The organism is Pseudomonas sp. SA233 (genome assembly GCF_054792385.1).
The window spans coordinates 1,503,745-1,521,329 of record NZ_CP096449.1; the positions used below are offsets into that span (position 1 = coordinate 1,503,745).

The 17,585-nt window shown below is 52.6% G+C and carries 16 protein-coding genes; 12 read left to right on the forward strand and 4 right to left on the reverse strand.

From position 1 onward, the window contains the following. Nucleotides 1-401 precede the first annotated feature (401 nt). From M1D87_RS06960 to M1D87_RS07000, 9 genes are all read left to right on the forward strand, one after another. The gene (locus M1D87_RS06960) at nucleotides 402-1,742 is read left to right on the forward strand and encodes a Wzz/FepE/Etk N-terminal domain-containing protein (protein ID WP_421091877.1); all 1,341 of its coding nucleotides are present in this window, start codon (nucleotides 402-404) and stop codon (nucleotides 1,740-1,742) included. Between the two features lie 232 nt (nucleotides 1,743-1,974). Then, on the forward strand, nucleotides 1,975-3,252 hold the full coding sequence (gene tviB / locus M1D87_RS06965; RefSeq protein ID WP_421091878.1) for a Vi polysaccharide biosynthesis UDP-N-acetylglucosamine C-6 dehydrogenase TviB: 1,278 nt from the start codon (nucleotides 1,975-1,977) through the stop codon (nucleotides 3,250-3,252). A gap of 36 nt (nucleotides 3,253-3,288) precedes the next feature. Beyond that, entirely contained in the window at nucleotides 3,289-4,314 is a 1,026-nt protein-coding gene (locus tag M1D87_RS06970) for an NAD-dependent epimerase/dehydratase family protein (RefSeq protein WP_421091879.1), read from the forward strand. A gap of 71 nt (nucleotides 4,315-4,385) precedes the next feature. Next, entirely contained in the window at nucleotides 4,386-5,579 is a 1,194-nt protein-coding gene (locus M1D87_RS06975) for a glycosyltransferase family protein (RefSeq protein WP_421091880.1), read from the forward strand. A 1-nt stretch (nucleotide 5,580) separates the two neighbouring features. Continuing rightward, nucleotides 5,581-6,117: an acyltransferase gene (locus M1D87_RS06980; protein WP_421091881.1), complete on the forward strand. Its 537-nt coding sequence runs from the start codon at nucleotides 5,581-5,583 to the stop codon at nucleotides 6,115-6,117. Beyond that, nucleotides 6,114-7,436, forward strand: a complete 1,323-nt coding sequence (locus M1D87_RS06985; RefSeq protein WP_461241468.1) for a hypothetical protein — start codon at nucleotides 6,114-6,116, stop codon at nucleotides 7,434-7,436. The genes M1D87_RS06980 and M1D87_RS06985 overlap by 4 nt, the downstream gene beginning before the upstream one ends. Further along, on the forward strand, nucleotides 7,433-8,950 hold the full coding sequence (murJ, locus tag M1D87_RS06990) for a murein biosynthesis integral membrane protein MurJ (RefSeq protein WP_421091883.1): 1,518 nt from the start codon (nucleotides 7,433-7,435) through the stop codon (nucleotides 8,948-8,950). Before M1D87_RS06985 ends, murJ begins: the two co-directional genes overlap by 4 nt. 289 nt (nucleotides 8,951-9,239) lie before the next feature. Then, nucleotides 9,240-10,370, forward strand: a complete 1,131-nt coding sequence (locus M1D87_RS06995) for a glycosyltransferase family 4 protein (RefSeq protein WP_421091884.1) — start codon at nucleotides 9,240-9,242, stop codon at nucleotides 10,368-10,370. A gap of 150 nt (nucleotides 10,371-10,520) precedes the next feature. Next, nucleotides 10,521-11,102, forward strand: coding sequence for an SEL1-like repeat protein (locus tag M1D87_RS07000; RefSeq protein WP_421091885.1), 582 nt, complete (start codon nucleotides 10,521-10,523; stop codon nucleotides 11,100-11,102). Between the two features lie 47 nt (nucleotides 11,103-11,149). Here the strand turns inward: M1D87_RS07000 and wecB are convergent, their stop codons facing one another. Next, entirely contained in the window at nucleotides 11,150-12,310 is a 1,161-nt protein-coding gene (gene wecB, locus M1D87_RS07005) for a non-hydrolyzing UDP-N-acetylglucosamine 2-epimerase (RefSeq protein WP_421091886.1), read from the reverse strand. A 539-nt stretch (nucleotides 12,311-12,849) separates the two neighbouring features. Here wecB and M1D87_RS07010 point away from each other — a divergent pair. Then, nucleotides 12,850-13,185 carry a ComEA family DNA-binding protein gene (locus M1D87_RS07010; protein ID WP_024086485.1) on the forward strand — a complete coding sequence of 112 codons (336 nt, stop codon included), beginning with the start codon at nucleotides 12,850-12,852 and terminating at the stop codon, nucleotides 13,183-13,185. A 246-nt stretch (nucleotides 13,186-13,431) separates the two neighbouring features. On the opposite strand, the gene M1D87_RS07015 is transcribed toward M1D87_RS07010, so the two are convergent. Then, nucleotides 13,432-13,599 carry a DUF2897 family protein gene (locus M1D87_RS07015; RefSeq protein ID WP_010952850.1) on the reverse strand — a complete coding sequence of 56 codons (168 nt, stop codon included), beginning with the start codon at nucleotides 13,597-13,599 and terminating at the stop codon, nucleotides 13,432-13,434. Between the two features lie 181 nt (nucleotides 13,600-13,780). On the opposite strand from M1D87_RS07015, the gene pyrF reads away from it, so the two are divergent. Beyond that, on the forward strand, nucleotides 13,781-14,482 hold the full coding sequence (pyrF, locus tag M1D87_RS07020; RefSeq protein ID WP_421091887.1) for an orotidine-5'-phosphate decarboxylase: 702 nt from the start codon (nucleotides 13,781-13,783) through the stop codon (nucleotides 14,480-14,482). Nucleotides 14,483-14,680: 198 nt separating this feature from the next. Here the strand turns inward: pyrF and M1D87_RS07025 are convergent, their stop codons facing one another. Together M1D87_RS07025 and M1D87_RS07030 are read right to left on the reverse strand one after the other, a co-directional pair. After that, complete coding sequence (locus tag M1D87_RS07025; RefSeq protein ID WP_421091888.1) at nucleotides 14,681-14,956, reverse strand: DUF3077 domain-containing protein; 276 nt, start codon at nucleotides 14,954-14,956, stop codon at nucleotides 14,681-14,683. Nucleotides 14,957-15,628: 672 nt separating this feature from the next. Further along, complete coding sequence (locus M1D87_RS07030; RefSeq protein ID WP_096010016.1) at nucleotides 15,629-16,630, reverse strand: NADP-dependent oxidoreductase; 1,002 nt, start codon at nucleotides 16,628-16,630, stop codon at nucleotides 15,629-15,631. Between the two features lie 175 nt (nucleotides 16,631-16,805). Between M1D87_RS07030 and M1D87_RS07035 the strand changes: the two genes are divergently transcribed. Further along, on the forward strand, nucleotides 16,806-17,567 hold the full coding sequence (locus M1D87_RS07035) for an SDR family oxidoreductase (RefSeq protein WP_096010081.1): 762 nt from the start codon (nucleotides 16,806-16,808) through the stop codon (nucleotides 17,565-17,567). Nucleotides 17,568-17,585 lie beyond the last annotated feature (18 nt).

The window sequence follows — 17,585 nt, forward strand, 5'->3', positions numbered from 1 at the left end:
GTTATTGCTATCTTCCTGCACACTGCAGTCTATGAGGGAATAAATTTTTCTATGTAGGCTGAGCCCTCTCCCGCTTAGTGGTTTGTTGTCTCCGAGGCGGGCAAGGATATATGGAATGATGTCAAATTGATGTTGCTTGGTTTAGGCTTGAGTACTAGCACTGCTCTCAGAGCGACCTCCCATCCATGTGACGGGGCCAGCGGTCGCAGGTCTTTCAGCGCTGGAACCGCTGATTAAGCAGGTCTAGGGGCTGTGCAGGATGAAATATTGAGTGGCCACTGAATTTTTTCCCTGTTATGATGTCCGCCTACATCCGTTCGGGCCAAGGAAGGTACCGCCTGTTTTTGCTGGCGTCACTTGCTTATCCCGTGGGGCGACACCACTTATTTGCAGGGATTAGCGTGACTAGCATTTCCTCGATACCATCCGTAGCAGTTCGCGATGAAATTGACTTTCTTGGCCTTATGCAGATTATTTGGCGGAAGAAGTTACAAGTGGCAGGGTTTGCTCTGGCTGCAGGTGTAATCGCTGCCGTCTACGCATTTATGGTAACGCCTGAGTATGAAGTTAATACACTCTTGCGCCCGGCTGCAATCAAAGATCTGGATGCATTGAATCGTACTAAAGTTTATTCGCTTCCTCCGCAGAAAGCGCTGAATAGGCTGGGCGCGTCGCTTGATAGTTATGATACGCGGTTTGAGTATTTCAAAACTAACGGAGAGTTGCAAGCGGTCTATCTAGAATCTGGGCGTACTCAAGAGCAGGCGTTTGAGGACTTCAATCGTAAAGCTCTTAAGGTTGTCCAGCCTGATCCAAAGAAAACGGATCTACTTTCCAAGTTTATTGGTGTAGAAATGCGTTATCCCGCAGGCCTTGACGGGAAGTCGGTACTCAATGGTCTGGTTCAATTTGCTCTAGAGCGGGAGCGCGAACAGATTTCTCGAGATTTGAAAGTTGTCATTGGCAACCGCGTTAAAGAACTAGACTCTCAATTAGCGGTAGTTCGGGTTAATTATGATGCGGATAAAGCAAGCCGTATTGCTGTGCTTCGTGAGGATGATGCCTTAAAGCGCGCTCAGTTAAATGACGAGCTTCGAGCGCTCAGAGTGCAGTTGAAACAGCGTCGTGAGGATCGCATCTCTCAACTGAACGAGGCAATTGCAATTGCTCGTACGTTAGGGCTGAAAAAGCCCACTACTCCTTCTGCCATGGGGGGGGAGGTTGATAATGGGGGGAATGTGATTCGCACCGAAATCAACAACCAAGTCATCCCTCTTTACTTTATGGGAACGGACGCGCTTGAGGCTGAAAAGCAAGCATTGCGTAATCGTGCTTCGGACGATTTTGTATCGCCGCGTGTTTCCGAAATACGTAAACAACTCATGTTGCTGGAGCAAAATCGCCAAATTCAATCGCTGGAGCAGCGCAAGAATGACGAGCTGTTCCTCGAGAACGTTAAATCCTTGCGGGCTGAGCGCGCGCGGTTGCTAGCGATTGATACTGATATGAGCAACCTAAACTTGGTAACTGTTGATAGAGTTGCAGTCGATCCTTTGAAGAGCGTTTATCCCAAAAAGCCACTGGTCGTTGCTCTAGGGCTTGTATTTGGCGTAATCATCGGTTTGGTGTTTGTGCTTATTCGTCACGCTATGAGGGCCCGGGAAAGTGAAGTTTCGAATTCAGACTCGTGGGTTGAATCACAAATCCAGGCCATGAAGATCCTTTCAGACGGTAAGGCTTGATTTACGCTTGAGTCTCGCTTGATCTCGAAGGGCGGCGGGCTTGGCGAACTAGTAGCACTTTAATAATCGTCCTATGAACTCTCCCTCGAGTATCGCGACAGTTTTGCCGCTGTCGTGATGTCCCGTATGTGTGCAGGATTGTGGGATGTTTAAAATGTAAAAGTATTTTGTGATATGGCCGGCTGTCTATGCAGTCCGACCGCGTTTTGCGTTCTTGGGGAGAGGGAGAATTATGCGCGCAGTTGAAAGCGTTCGGGTCGCAATCATAGGTCTCGGGTATGTTGGCCTACCTTTGGCGGTGGAGTTCGGGAAGAAGCGCGCCACTGTAGGTTTTGACATTAATCAAGATCGCATCAATGCATTGAAAAAAGGTCATGATTCGACGCTTGAAGTGAGTGATAAGGAGTTGGCGGATGCCAAAGAACTCATTTTTAGCACAGATATCGCTGATCTCCGAGAGTGTAACGTGTTTATCGTTACTGTCCCTACGCCGATTGATGAGCATAATCAACCTGATTTGACCCCACTTATCAAGGCTTCAAAGACAATTGGAAGTATTCTAAAGCCTGGTGATGTTGTAATTTACGAGTCAACGGTGTATCCGGGGGCTACAGAAGAGAATTGTGTGCCAGTACTTGAAAGTGTTTCAGGGCTGGTTTTCAATCGAGACTTTTATGCGGGTTATAGTCCGGAGCGCATTAATCCGGGTGACAAGCAACATCGCTTGATTGATATCAAAAAGGTGACCTCTGGCTCTACTCCAGAGATCGCGGAATTTGTCGACAAGTTATACCGGGATATTATTGTTGCGGGTACGCACAAAGCGCCTAGTATTAAAGTGGCTGAGGCGGCAAAAGTTATTGAAAATACCCAGCGAGATCTTAACATTGCACTGATCAACGAGCTGGCGGTGATTTTCAATAAGCTTGGGATCGATACTGAAGCTGTGCTCAAGGCAGCAGGCACCAAATGGAACTTCTTGCCGTTCCGACCGGGGTTGGTTGGGGGGCACTGTATTGGTGTTGATCCCTATTATTTGACCCATAAAGCTCAAAGCATCGGGTATCACCCAGAAATCATCTTGGCAGGCCGTCGGTTGAATGACAACATGGGGGCGTATGTTGTTTCGCAGCTTGTTAAAGCAATGCTCAAGCGGAAAATTCACGTTGACGGGGCCCGAGTTCTGATCATGGGTTTGACTTTTAAGGAAAACTGCCCAGACTTGCGAAATACCAAGGTTGTGGATATTTATCGCGAATTGCAAGAATACAACGTCCAAGTAGACGTATTCGATCCGTGGGTTAGTACCGATGATGCATTAAAGGAGTATGGAATCAGGCCCGTGCAGCTCCCTGAGCACTCTACCTATGATGGTGTGATTCTTGCGGTGGCACACGATCATTTCGTTGAGATGGGGGCAGACACCATTCGAGCGATGGGCAAGCCGGAACATGTTTTGTACGATCTTAAGTACCTACTTCCAGCGGGCTTGAGTGATATCCGCCTTTAATTCCTCTAACAGTTGTAAATCGGAAAGGTGCTTCTCATGGATAATTACCAGACCCTCCTTAAAAACATTCCTCTGTCACCAAAAACCTGGCTGATCACTGGTGTTGCAGGCTTCATTGGCTCCAATCTTTTGGAAACGTTGCTAACCTTGGGGCAAAAGGTTAAAGGTATGGATAATTTCGCCACGGGGCATCAGTCCAATCTGGATGAGGTGAGGAAAAGCGTAACGCCTGAGCAGTGGTCCGCTTTCGAATTTTTGCAGGGAGACATTCGTAATATCGAAGACTGTCAACGTGCTTGCAAGGATGTGGATTACGTTTTGCACCAAGCAGCACTAGGTTCTGTTCCTAGATCGATTAATGATCCGATTTCTACAAATGCGACCAATATTGACGGTTTTCTGAATATGCTGGTTGCGGCTCGAGATGCTCGGGTGCAGAGCTTTACTTATGCTGCGAGCAGCTCAACCTATGGCGATCATCCCGGGTTGCCAAAAGTCGAAGAGCGTATCGGTAAGCCTTTATCGCCTTATGCTGTTACCAAATATGTTAATGAACTCTACGCCGATGTTTTTGCTCGGACGTACGGCTTCAAGACTATTGGGCTGCGTTACTTCAATGTGTTTGGCAAACGCCAAGATCCAAATGGTGCCTACGCTGCTGTCATTCCGAAATGGACATCGGCAATGCTCCAGCAGGCTGATTTGTATATCAATGGTGATGGTGAAACAAGTCGCGATTTCTGTTTTATCGAGAACGTAGTGCAGATTAACCTGCTCGCGGCTACTAGTGCAGAACCTGCGCAGAATCAGATCTACAACGTTGCTGTAGGTGGGAGAACAACCCTCAACGACCTGTTTACCTATTTGACTCAGTCACTTCAGGAAAATGGTATTAGCTACAATAAGGCACCTGTGTATCGAGACTTTCGTGACGGTGATGTTCGCCATTCCCAAGCAGACATTAGTAAGGCTCGATCGCTATTGGGCTACGATCCCGCTTTCACAATCCGACAAGGCATTCAGAAGGCGATGCCCTGGTACATCGAACTGTTGACTAAGTAGACGGCTGGCTGGTTTCGGTTGTGCCTTACTTGGGATCTCGTTGTGCTATATAGATTGGAAAATTGATTGAAATGAGCAAAGGGACCGTGTTTTATATTGGTGGTTTTGAACTGCCAGATAAGAATGCTGCGGCACTCAGAGTGATGGCCAACGGAAAGATTTTGCGAGATCTTGGGTATCGAGTCGTATTCATCGGTATCGATAAGGCTCTACCGGGCGGTGCGGACGCAACTCATACAGTCAATTCCGGCTTCGAATGCTGGTCGGTACCCTATCCTACAGGGACATTATCCTGGATTAAATACTTGTGTGGTCTTCCTGCTATTTTGAAGATTTTGAAATCGTATGGAGGTGCTAGTCCGGTAGCGGCAATTTGTTATAACTACCCTGCCGTTGCGAGCTTGCGGATTGAGAAACTCTGCACGCGTCTCGGTATTAAAATGCTGTCGGATGCGACTGAATGGTACGATGCGACTGGTGGGAGCCTCCCTCATCGTTTGATCAAGGCCCTAGATACTGCTGTGCGCATGTATATAGTGCATCCACGTATGCATGGGATCATTACGACTAGCAGGTACCTAACTGATTTTTATGCGCGCCAAGGCAAACTGACAGTCGAATTGCCCACCCTTTTTGATGGCGCCAGATTTAGCGCGCCTCATGTAGGGCGGGGCGAAGGTAATTTGAAATTTATTTATGTCGGCTCACCTTTTGATGTTGATAAAGTCAATCGATCTCGCACGAACTTAAAAGAACGCTTGGATACGTGCGTCGAGATTTTTCACAGCCTGCATGCCAAAGGAAAAGCTTTTAGATTTGACGTTGTTGGCATTACGCAGAGCGACTATTTGAAGGTTTTCCCTGAGCATCGAATGCTACTGGACGAAATGCGTGATGTCGCTTGCTTTCATGGAAGAGTGCCAAATGATCAGGTCGTTGGGTTAATTGGTGAAAGCGATTTCAGTATTTTCTTTCGAGATCGTACACGGGTCACCCTTGCCGGCTTCCCTTCGAAGCTAGCTGAATCGATAAGCATTGGTACTCCAGTCGTGGTGAACCGTATGCTGAGCCTTGAGTCATTTGCAGGTAGCCCTGGCATTGTTCTCGCTGATCCCGGCTGCGAGATGGAAGTAGTAGAGTCACTGTTCGCTTTGTCAGCTACACAGATTGATTCGTTGAAACAAGACGCTTTCAAAGCAAGAACATTCCACTATGAGAATTATTACAGTGACGTTGACGTATTCATGCGCAAGCTAGGGGTCTGAAATGAGTCTTCGCCGGTTAATGAGAGTATTCACTGTCCCCTTCCTGCGGTTCTACGCAGCTTATAAGCCAGCGGCTTATGCTAGGCGAATAGGTGTCAATGTTCGTGGTAAGGTCACTATTTACGGTTCCAGCTACGCGATGTTCAGTTCGGAGCCTTATCTCGTGACCTTGGGGGATAATGTTTTTATTAGCATTAATGCACATTTTGTTTGTCACGATGGTTCAACCCTTCCTTTCAGGCGGAAAATTCCAGACTTGGAGCTGGCAGGCGAAATCAAGGTGGGTAACAATGTTTTTATTGGTATGGGGGCTTTGATTCTACCAAACGTCGAGATTGGCGATAATTGCATTGTTGGTGCAAACTCAGTGGTAACCAAATCTGTGCCAGATGGCACTATTGTTGCTGGTAATCCCGCACGAGTTATAGGTTCTACTGAGGATTTTCTGCAGCGAGCCCAGGCTAAGTCTCTGAAGATTGGAGACTTGCATGGTCAGGCGAAAGTTGATGCTTATAAACGGATCTTCAACAAACAATGAAATGGTTTAGCTATCGTTATCTGCCAGCAAATATCTATATTTTATATTCGGCGTTTGTGTTGGGAAGCTTGTTTTTTGGTCCCATTGAATACAAGGGTATGGACAGTGTCCTGCTTATGAGTTTTCTTCTACCTATGCTGTTCCTCTTTATAGTCGGATTCGTTATAGGGGGGCGGGGGGATTTTAATCAGTTCACTGATACGGCTGCAGGCCGATTGAACTCAATGCAGCGAATCGGGCGGGTGGTGAAGCTCCTGCTTGTTATTGCGGCAGTTTCATCTGCGGCGCAGTGGTATAGCTTCATTTCGTCTGGGGGCGGCTTGTCGCTGGATGGAATAGGAGAAAGTTATGTCGCTGGGTACGAGGGCTATGAGCGCGGTAAGGCTACAATTGATGCAGCCTATATCCTGAATATTTTCCTGCAAACGTTCATGATGCTGGCATTGCTGTTCGGTTTTTATTATTACTCAGTTTTGAGTCGCGTACTTAAGATTGTTTTTATTTTTGTTGTGCTTACCTATCTTCTGGTTAACGTGCTTGGCGTGGGGAAACAGAAATATCTAGGGGATTTGGTGATCTTTGGCGCCTTTTTGCTTGCCATAAACTGTGCCGCTCGAAGAAAGCGTATCAGTTTGAAGTGGCTCGCTCTTGGCGGTGCTGCTGGTGGTGTCATTTTTTTTGTCTTTGTGGAAATTCTAAGGCAGCGCTACCAAGCGGCAAATATCAGTATTGATAATATTTATGAGAAGGTCCATCCGCTAGTTTACTGGAATTATGATGCGTGGGTTATCAGTCTGGTTGGTTCGGATTATGCCCTGCCGCTGGGGATATTCCTTGGGCTTAATGGTCTTTATCTCAGTCTGACACTGCCGTTTGAGTGGTCTTATATGTTTGGTAATTCCTACTCGCTGGGTCGAGTGGTTGAAATCTTTACGGGTGGTAACGGGGATATTCTCAGTCGTACCTATCCTTATCGTGTGGGGGAGGTGTACGGCTGGGAGTTTGACAAGTGGCATTCTTTGTTCTCATGGCTCGCATCTGACCTTACATTCCTTGGGGTAGTACTACTGGCTCCAGTATTTGCCTTTGTTTACGCGCGGGTGTGGCTACAGGCTGTCTCTGGTTCAAACCCTTATTCTGGACCTTTGTTCATTTATCTCTCGATGGGGCTTATTTTTAGCTACTCCAATAATCAGCTCATGCATAGCTTATCAGGTGTGATGGTGCTGGTTTATTTAGTGCTCGGATGGTGGCGATCTTCTAATCAGCGGGTGCTGGCAGTTGAATCAAATCACGTGTCTGAGGCAAGCGTACAATGAGCGCCAGGATTCGTAGCTATGCTTTGCTAGCATTCGTGCTTATCTTGCTAGGAAAACTCAGTGGTTTTTTAAAAGATATTATCTTCACATATTATTACGGTGTTTCGAATGTCACGGATGGTTATTTCCTGGCTAACTCGATCTCATCGCTCTTGTATATTGCTGTATATGCGTCGATCCCGGTCATCGTGGTTCCTCTTTATTCGAGGCTGCTAACAAATAATAATCAGGCTCAGACCGACAGAGATCTTACTCGGGTCATGATATTTTTTCTGGGCACGTCTTTGGTGTTAAGTGGTTTAGTCACTTTTTGGTCTGAGGAGATTGTTCAGGTTTTTGCAGCAGGTGCAAGCGAGGAGGTAAGGGGGCTTGCTAATGACTATTTGAAAATCATGGCGCTGACATTCGCGCTTTCTACAGTCGTAGGTTTTCTCAATGCCCTGCAGTCTGTACACAAACGACCACTACCGAGCTACATTGTTCCATTGGTTAATAATGCTATCTTTTGTTTTGGTTTGATGATTTTAAGCGCCTCCCACGGCTTGCGCGAAATACTCTACTTGGGAGTGGTAGCATGGTTGTTGTTGGTTTTGGTCAATGCTTGGTCATGTCGTTATTATTTCTCGCCTAGCGTTGGGGGCGGGGACAGTTCGCCGGGTTTTGTGAGTATGTTAGGGGTCTTCGCTCCCGCTGCTTTTTCATTTTATGTCGAGCAAGGTAATAACTACGTTGGTGTGTACTTCGCCTCTCGTTTGGGCGACGGAGCTATTTCTATTCTTGGTTATGCCGGAAAGTTAAATCTTATATTTTTGTCTGTTTTTCTTGTTTTCCTCACTGCAACACTTTTTCCGAAGATAGCGCGACTCGTTGCGGATAATGATCAGCAGGGTTTAGAAGATTACGTTAACCTCTGCTTGAGAACAATTTTTTTGTCTGCTATACCAATAGTGGTCTTTATGATTTTCTATGCCCGCTCGCTCGTTGAGCTTTTATTTCAAAGAGGAAAGTTTTCTGAAGCCGATGCGATCAGCGTCGCGGCTGTGTTGGCGGTAATCCTTACAGCCGTTCCGTTCGCGCTGGGACGCGATCTTTTGAATCGGGTTTTCTTCTCGCGGGGGAATACATCAAGGCCATTGCTGATATCAGTTACGGCGTTGATGCTCAATCTGGTGTTTAGTATATTCAGCTATCAGCTTTACGGTATGTTAGGACTGGCCTGGTCCATTGTGCTTTCGACAATCGCCAGCTTCTTGTTTGCCACTTATTTTGTAAGGAAGGACCTCGATATCAAGCTGGTAAGTCCCAACTTTTGGACGATATTTGTATCGGTTTGTTGTGTTGTTCCGGCAGTTGCGTTGCTTGTGTTGATGGATGCATATGTCACTGATTTTTGGTTACTGCTTTGCTTGCCTTTCGCAAGTTGCTATTTTGCAGGGTTGTGCCTATGTAATGTACGTGAGCCGAGGCTATTTATGCAATGGGCTCAGCGCAGGATTTCATTTTTTAGTAAATAAGTTTTTTGGTGCGGTTCGCTCATTGTTAGCTGTTCGGCATAAGTTTGTCCAGATATAGCAGGTCGCGTAGGCCGTCGAGATTGGCAAATGTGCGGAATTATTTTTAGGGCGTTAATCGGAAATGGTTAGTGTCTGAATGCTACGGGGTTCATGGTCAGCACGGAACGGCCATGCATTGCGTTCGTGGAGTTGGTTGTGGTCCTTATTGGCGGTTTGGTTCAGATTCTCTAGGCTCACTGAATTCCCGCGACATACTCACTGGCCTGGATTTTTGTTAAAAAGGGATGGCATGAAACCGGTACTACTGATGGTGATCAATGATCCTGGATTTTTTCTCTCACATCGGTTGCCCATAGCAGAAGCGGCCCGGCGTGAAGGTTATCAAGTCCATATCGCCACTCGCCAGGGCCCGGCGGTCGACGATATCGTCCGCCTTGGTTTTACGCATCACACAGTCTGTTTGAGTCGGAGTGGTAAAAATCCACTATCTGAAATAAAAGCCATATATTCTTTATGGCTGCTGTGCTGGCGGCTGCGGCCCAACGTTCTTCATATGGTTACCATAAAGCCTGTATTGTATGGGGGGATTGTGGCGCGGCTGTCACCTGTGAAGGGAGTGTTGGCGGCGATTTCGGGGCTGGGTTTTGTTTTTATGGCGAGCGGTAAAAAGGCTACGCTGATTCGTTTAATTGTAAACTTGATGTATAAAGTTGCGCTGGGTAAACGAAATCTACGAGCCGTTTTCCAGAACCCTGATGATCTCCAGGCTTTAGCTTCAATAGGGGCAATTACCGCTGATAAGAGTACTCTCATCCGTGGTTCTGGTGTAGATCTTCAGCATTTCAAACCGCATCCCGAAGAGCCGACAACTCGCGTCGTTACGCTGGTAGCTCGTCTTCTGCGTGATAAAGGTGTACTGGAATTTGTGGATGCTGCACGTATTCTGAATGCGCGCGGGGTGAAAGTACAATTTCAGTTAGTCGGGCAGCCAGATCCAGGGAACCCGACAAGTATCACCGCAGCGGAACTCGACGGTTGGAAGTCGGAGGGGGTCGTCTCATGTATAGGTTATCACGCTGATGTTGCTGAAGTTCTCAGGCAATCACATATTGTCACTTTGCCATCCTATCGTGAGGGCCTCCCGAAAGTTTTAGCGGAGGCGGCTGCAAGTGCGCGAGCTGTTGTCACTACAGATGTTCCTGGCTGCCGTGACGCGATCATACCGAATATTACCGGGTTACTTGTTCCAGTTCGCGATGCTTGTGCACTCGCTGATGCAATCCAGCTTCTTGTTGAAGATGATGAGATGCGTGGTCGGATGGGGGCTGAAGGCAGGGCTTTGGCCGAACAAGCATTTGCGATCGAAAGTATTGTCAACCAGCATTTACAAGTCTATCAGGCCTTGGAAGACGGTGTGTGATAATGGCCGGTTCTTATCATGGTCGTGCTAGATTTTTGGGTTTTGAACAGCCAGCGCTTCGGCGATGTTGCGTTATAATAAAAGTAGTTCTCTACCTGGTTTCGTAACGGTTACCAAGCCTTTTTATCTAACACCATAAGGGGAGTCAGCGTGAGTCATAATAGAGTAATAAGGGTTGTTGTTCTTGGGGTTGTGCTGGGTGCAAGTGTGCTTATAGGTGCATGCGATAGTCAGAGTCCTATTGATAAGGTATCGCAGGGAGCGCCGGCTACTGCGGTTGATGCGGCTCGCTATGTTAATGAAGAAACAAAGTCGTTCAGTGATCAGGATTTGAAGCAAGTTGCCGTAGAGTTGGTCAAGGATCGCGACAATCAGTTTATAAAGCAGCTGGTTGATGAGCTTATCTACCAGACCCGTGATAAACAGGCTAATAAGTTGGCTGTTTTGATTGCGGAGCAGGGTTTCCTCGTTAATAATGATCCAGTTTTGGCCAATCGCGCAGGGCTGGAATATAAAATCGGTCGTTATGTCGAGAAGGATTATCAGAAGGCGGCGCAAATTCTTGGCACTCCTGTGCTAAGAAGATCAAATGTCGCCAAATTTTATTTGGCGGAGGTGTTGCTCGCAGACGATAATCCTAATAGGGATCCAGCGCGTGGCAAGGCTTTGTTGGTAGAATCTGCTGATGCGGGTGTTGTACAGGCTAAGGAAAGGCTGCAAAAACTAAATTAAGTAATGCGGGGCAGTGCGGCATGCCAGCCGCATTGTCTCCGGATCGATTAGTTAGCCCTCGGGGCCTTCCCATCATCTTGTACAACGGCAAAATCAGCGAGCGCCTGTACTATCCGCCTACACGCTTTCCCGTCGCCATACGGATTATGCGCCACGCTCATCTCCTGATACGCCTCCTCATCGGTCAGTAACCTAGCCAGCTCCCCGACAATAGACCCAACCTCCGTACCCACCAGCTTCACCGTCCCCGCTGCCACCGCCTCTGGCCGCTCCGTGGTATCGCGCATCACCAGCACCGGCTTACCCAGCGCCGGCGCTTCCTCCTGAATGCCCCCCGAGTCGGTCAAAATTACGTACGCCCGGCTCATCAGATAAACGAACGGCAGGTAATCCAGTGGTTCGATCAGGTAGATATTCCCGACATCCGCCAGCAGCCGGTTGACCGGTTCGCGCACGTTGGGGTTGAGGTGCACCGGGTACAGTACATCCACCTCGGGGAACTGGCGCGCCGTCTGTACCAAAGCCTGGCAGATGCGTTCGAAGCCACCGCCAAAGTTCTCGCGACGATGGCCTGTTACCAAAACCATGCGGCGGTTGGCAGCCAGGTAATCGAACTGGCGCTCGAACTGTGCCCTCAGCGCCGGGCTCTCCAGTTTGTGCACCACTTCCAGCAGGGCGTCGATCACAGTGTTGCCGGTGGTGAAGATGCTCGCCGGGTCGATGCCTTCCCTTAGCAGGTTGTCACGCGAGGTGGCGGTGGGGGCGAAGTGCAGGGCGGCCAGGGTGCCGGTAAGGCGCCGGTTGCCTTCCTCTGGCCAGGGTGAATACAGGTTATTGGTGCGCAGGCCGGCTTCTACGTGGGCTATGGGTATTTGTTGGTAATAGGCTGCCAGGCTGGTAGCAAAAGTGGTCGCGGTGTCGCCATGCACCAGCACCACATCGGGCTTGAATTCGGCCAGTACCGGCTGGATACCCTGCAAAATCCCGGTGGTCACGCCGGTCAGGTCCTGGCCGGGTTTCATGATGTTCAAGTCGTAATCGGGGGTGATACCGAACAGTTCCAGTACCTGGTCGAGCATTTGCCGGTGTTGGCCGGTTACGCACACGCGCGACTCGAAGCGGGCGTCCTGGGCGAGTTGCAGGGCAAGGGGGGCCATCTTGATGGCTTCTGGACGGGTGCCAAATACGGTGAGGGTCTTGAGGGGCACGGCGGTGATCCTCTTGCTGGACGGGCTGGTACGGGTGGGCCAAAAAGGGGCCGGGCAGGCGCGCGGAGACTGGCCTTGTGGACGGGCCGGGAGCGAGGGCAAGCGGCGGGTGGGTGAGGGCATGCAGCTTTGGTCCTTCAAGCAAACGGCTGTCCATTGCTCAAAAAATCTAGCAGTTGGTTCATGTGATGCCAGTTGGCGTAGGTGGGGATGGCCCGCTGGAGAGTGCTGTTGTTCCTGCTCAGGCCTTGTTCACCGGAGGTTGTAGGAATGTGGGCAGGTTTTGCTGTGAATGCGGCATCGGACAAACGGGTATTCGGCTACAGGCCGTGATGCATGGCGCCAATGCTCTCGGGCTGGGGTGGTGGAGGGAAAAGGCGATTGTTTTTTGGGTTGGCGAAGTTGGCTGAGTGATTGATCGATTTGGTAACCATTCGCCGATGATGGTAGCTGTTTCGATGTCGGGTTTGCCGCTAGGGTTGATTGCGCAGCTGAAGGAAACCGGCTGCTGGAAAATGACCAACCCAGGAGTGTTCACCATGCGTAACAACGTTCTGTCGTACCTGCTGCTACCGCTGTTCGCCAGCCTGTCCTTTTCCCTTAGCGCCGCCCCGGCCAGCACCACGGCGGTGGCCGAGCCGGTGCCGGTGGTAACCCAGCAGCAGGCCCAGCAGCCGCAGCGGCTGGACCTGAACACGGCTGATGCGCTTACTTTGCAGAAGGAGCTGAACGGGATAGGGAAGGCCAAGGCTGAGGCCATAGTGGCCTACCGGGAGGCCAATGGGCCGTTTGCTTCGGTGGATGAGCTGCTGGAGATCAAAGGGATTGGTAATGCGTTGCTGGAGCGCAACCGGGATAAGGTGATGGTGGAATAAGGGGGAGGGGGCTGGGTTTTTGTCCTGGCCCTGACTTTCATGAAGTAGGTGCTGCAATTGGCTGGTTGACGAGCCTCGTGTAGGAGCGGCCTTGCGTCGCGAAGAGGGCCGCAGAGCGGCCCCCGGGGTTCAGCGGCGTTGCAGGAATAGCTGGGGCTGCTTTGCAGCCCTTTCGCGACGCAAGGCCGCTCCTACAGGGACCGTATCAGCGGGTCAGATCGTGGCAGCGCCAGCGACCAGGGGGCGCTAGCGGTCCTGCGCATCCTTGGCATCCGCTTCGGCATTGCGCTCATGCACCTTGCGCAGCTGTTCTTCGGTCAGTGGCAGTTTTTTTGCGGTGTCGCGCAGCAGCATCAGCCCGCCGACGATCGAGCCGAGGGCTATGATGAGTATCAGCCAGGCATACCAGGGCATTGTCGTTCTCCTTTGCTGGTGATGGGCAGCGCTTGTACAAATGTTGAGCAATTGCCCGTTCCGTTGGTTCAATTATAGGAGCCAGCCACTGTCGGGCCAATTCCGTGACCCGCGGGCCCCAAAGCCTGCGCCACTTCGTTTACAATGCGCGCCGTTTTCGACTTGCCAAGAGACCCTGCCCATGTCCGCCTGCCAGACGCCCCTGATCGTCGCCCTGGATTTCCCTACCCGTGAGGCCGCCCTGAAGCTGGCTGACCAGCTTGACCCTGCGCTGTGCCGGGTGAAGGTTGGCAAGGAGCTGTTCACCAGCAGTGCTTCGGGCATTGTCGAAGCCCTGTGCGACAAGGGCTTCGAAGTGTTCCTGGACCTCAAGTTCCACGACATCCCCAACACCACCGCCATGGCGGTGAGGGCTGCGGCCGAGATGGGTGTGTGGATGGTGAACGTGCATTGCTCCGGTGGCCTGCGCATGATGGCGGCCTGCCGCGAAGAGCTGGCCAAGCGCAGCGGCCCGCAGCCGTTGCTGATTGGCGTGACCGTGCTGACCAGCATGGAGCGTGAAGACCTGGCCGGCATCGGCCTGGATGTCGACCCGCAAGAGCAGGTGCTGCGCCTGGCGGCGCTGGCCGAGAAGGCTGGCATGGACGGTTTGGTGTGCTCGGCGCTGGAAGCCCCGGCGCTGAAGGCTGCGCACCCGTCGCTGCAACTGGTGACCCCGGGTATTCGCCCGGCGGGCAGTGCGCAGGATGACCAGCGCCGTATCCTCACCCCGCGTCAGGCACTGGATGCGGGTTCGGATTACCTGGTGATCGGCCGGCCGATCAGCCAGGCTGCCGACCCGGCGCAGGCGTTGGCTGCGGTTGTGGCGGAGATTCGTGGGTAAGTAGAAGTAGCCCGCGTTGTGAAGAAAGGCCGGCACGAGAGTGCTGGCCTTTTTTGTTTGGCTTGGTGCATGCACCGCCTTTGGCGGTGATCGCCGGCAAGCCGGCTCCCACGGAAGAGCGCAGCCTCACAGGCAGAGCTGGACCTGTGTGAGCGGGCGAGTCAGCTTTTGGATTTTGGGTTGTTCCCTCAAAACCTGTCAGTGCAGTTTGTTCCTGGCCAGTTCGATGTCGTTCATCAGGGCCTTGGCCATGGCCAGCAGGTAATCGGCTGAGCCCAGCAGCTTGTGGTCATCTTCCATGTCGCCTTCGCGTACAAGGTGCTTGATGTAGCCCAGCAGGACTGACACGTGCTCGTAGGCATCATCGATCGGTATGCCGGGTTGTACGCGGAGCAGGTCGAGGGTGGGGTTGCCAGCTTCGAGGAAGGTTTCCAGGCCTGCGGTTAGGATGGGGGAGGGGGTGTGCTTTTTCATGGTGAAAATCCAGTGCGTGATGAGGAGCAACCACCCGGATCTTTCTCACGGACAAAGGTGGCAGCCATTGCGCGGGGTGAGAAACCGGTGCACTGACGCCGGCCAAGCCGAAGCCTGCCCGCGAATGGCTGCCATTGAACAGTGGAGCAGCAGTGCATAACAGGTTCTCACACCCGGTCGCCAACATGGCGACCCGGTGAAGTTATCCCTGAGGGATTTCCCCGACAATTCAGCTGCTTCCGACCGCTGCGTAGGATAGTTCGCTTGCTGCTTCAAGCTGAAGCGGTGGGGGCAAGGTTCAGGAAAGTCTGACGCGCTGCGAACGCGGTGCTGCAGTTATCGCCGGGGCCGCTGTGCGGCCCAATCGCCGGCAAGCCAGCTCTCATAGAACAACACATGACTCATTGGTTCGGCGAGGTTCTGTAGGAGCAGCCTTGTGCTGCGAAGAGGCCGGTACTGACAAAGCCTGTCTGTTGCTTGTACCGGCCTCTTCGCAGCACAAGGCTGCTCCTACAAAGGACGCGTCAGACGAGCGATATTTGTTCTCTGCGCGACAGCGCAGCCCAAAAGGGCTGGGTAATCTCCCACAGGTACAGCGTCGGGCTCGACGGTGGCGCTGTACCTGTGGGAGCTGGCTTGCCGGCGATGAGGCCAGTGTTGGCTACCTCAATCTCAAACCTTCAGCACCAACTTGCCAAAGTTCTCCCCACTGAACAGCTTCAGCAAGGTCTCGGGGAAGGTCTCCAGCCCTTCCACCACATCCTCCTTGCTCTTCACCTGCCCGCTGGCCAGCCACCCGGCAATCTCCAGCGCGGCCTTGCCGTAATCCTTGGCGTAATCCATCACCACGAAGCCTTCCATGCGCGCGCGGTTCACCAGCAACGACAGGTAGTTGGCCGGGCCTTTCACCGCTTCCTTGTTGTTGTACTGGCTGATCGCGCCGCAAATCACGATGCGTGCCTTGAAGTTGATGCGGGTCAGCACGGCGTCGAGGATGTCGCCGCCGACGTTGTCGAAGTACACGTCCACGCCTTTGGGGCATTCGCGCTTCAGGCCGGCCAGCACGTCTTCGGCCTTGTAGTCGATCACTCCATCAAAGCCCAGTTCGTCCTTCAGGTACTGGCACTTCTCGGCGCCGCCGGCAATGCCGACCACGCGGCAGCCTTTGATCTTGGCAATTTGCCCGACAATGCTGCCCACCGCGCCAGCCGCGCCGGAAATGACCACGGTGTCACCGGCCTTGGGCTGGCCGACGTCCAGCAGGGCGAAGTAGGCGGTCATGCCGGTCATGCCCAGCGCCGACAGATAGCGGGGCAGGGGGGCCAGGTTGGGGTCGATCTTGTGCAGGCCCTGGGGGTCGCCAGTGAAGTAGTCCTGCACGCCAAGGGCGCCGCTTACATGGTCGCCCGGCTTGTAGGCGGGGTGGTTGGAGGCAATCACTTCGCCAACACCCAGCGCGCGCATCACCTGGCCCAGGGCCACGGGCGGGATGTAGGACTTGCCTTCGTTCATCCAGCCGCGCATGGCCGGGTCCAGCGACAGGTACAGGTTGCGCACCAGCACCTGGCCTTCGCCGGGTTGTTCGGCGGGCACGGTCTCGAAGCTGAAGTCGTCACGGCTCACGGCGCCGACCGGGCGTTTGGCGAGCAGGAAGCGGCGGTTGGTGTTGGTCATGGCGGGTCCTTGTGGGCAATGGAAGGGGGAGGCGTCAAATCTACCCTGTTGATGTAGGCAGGTCCTTAACATCACTGACAAGCATGGTAGCCCAACCGGTGGGGTGATGATGCTGCCCGGGCGGGTGGTGGCTGACTATGCTCTGAACCCCACCAAGCACGCTTTGGAGCACGCGATGAGCATGACCTTTTCCGGCCAGGTAGCCCTGGTCACCGGCGGCGCCGCCGGCATCGGCCGGGCAACCGCCCTGGCTTTCGCCCAGGAGGGCCTGAAGGTGGTGGTTGCCGACCTCGACCCGGCCGGTGGCGAGGCTACTGTGGCCCTGATCCACGCCGCGGGCGGTGAGGCGCTGTTCATTGCCTGCGACGTTACTCGTGACGCCGAGGTGCGCCAACTGCACGAGCGCCTGATCGCTGCCTATGGCCGGCTGGACTATGCCTACAACAATGCAGGTATCGAGATAGAGCAGGGCCGCCTGGCCGAGGGCAGCGAGGCGGAGTTCGATGCCATCATGGGCGTCAACGTGAAGGGTGTGTGGCTGTGCATGAAGTACCAGCTGCCGTTGCTGTTGGTTCAGGGCGGTGGGGCCATCGTCAATACCGCTTCGGTGGCGGGCTTGGGCGCGGCGCCGAAGATGAGCATCTACAGCGCCTCGAAGCACGCGGTGATCGGCCTGACCAAGTCGGCGGCCATCGAATACGCCAAGAAGGGCATCCGGGTGAATGCGGTGTGCCCGGCGGTGATCGACACCGACATGTTCCGCCGCGCCTATGAGGCCGACCCACGCAAGGCCGAGTTTGCCGCTGCCATGCATCCGGTGGGGCGCATTGGCAAGGTCGAGGAAATTGCCAGTGCCGTGCTGTACCTGTGCAGTGATGGCGCGGCGTTCACTACAGGGCATTGCCTGGCGGTGGATGGTGGGGCTACGGCGATCTGAGCCGAAACCGCGTGGCCT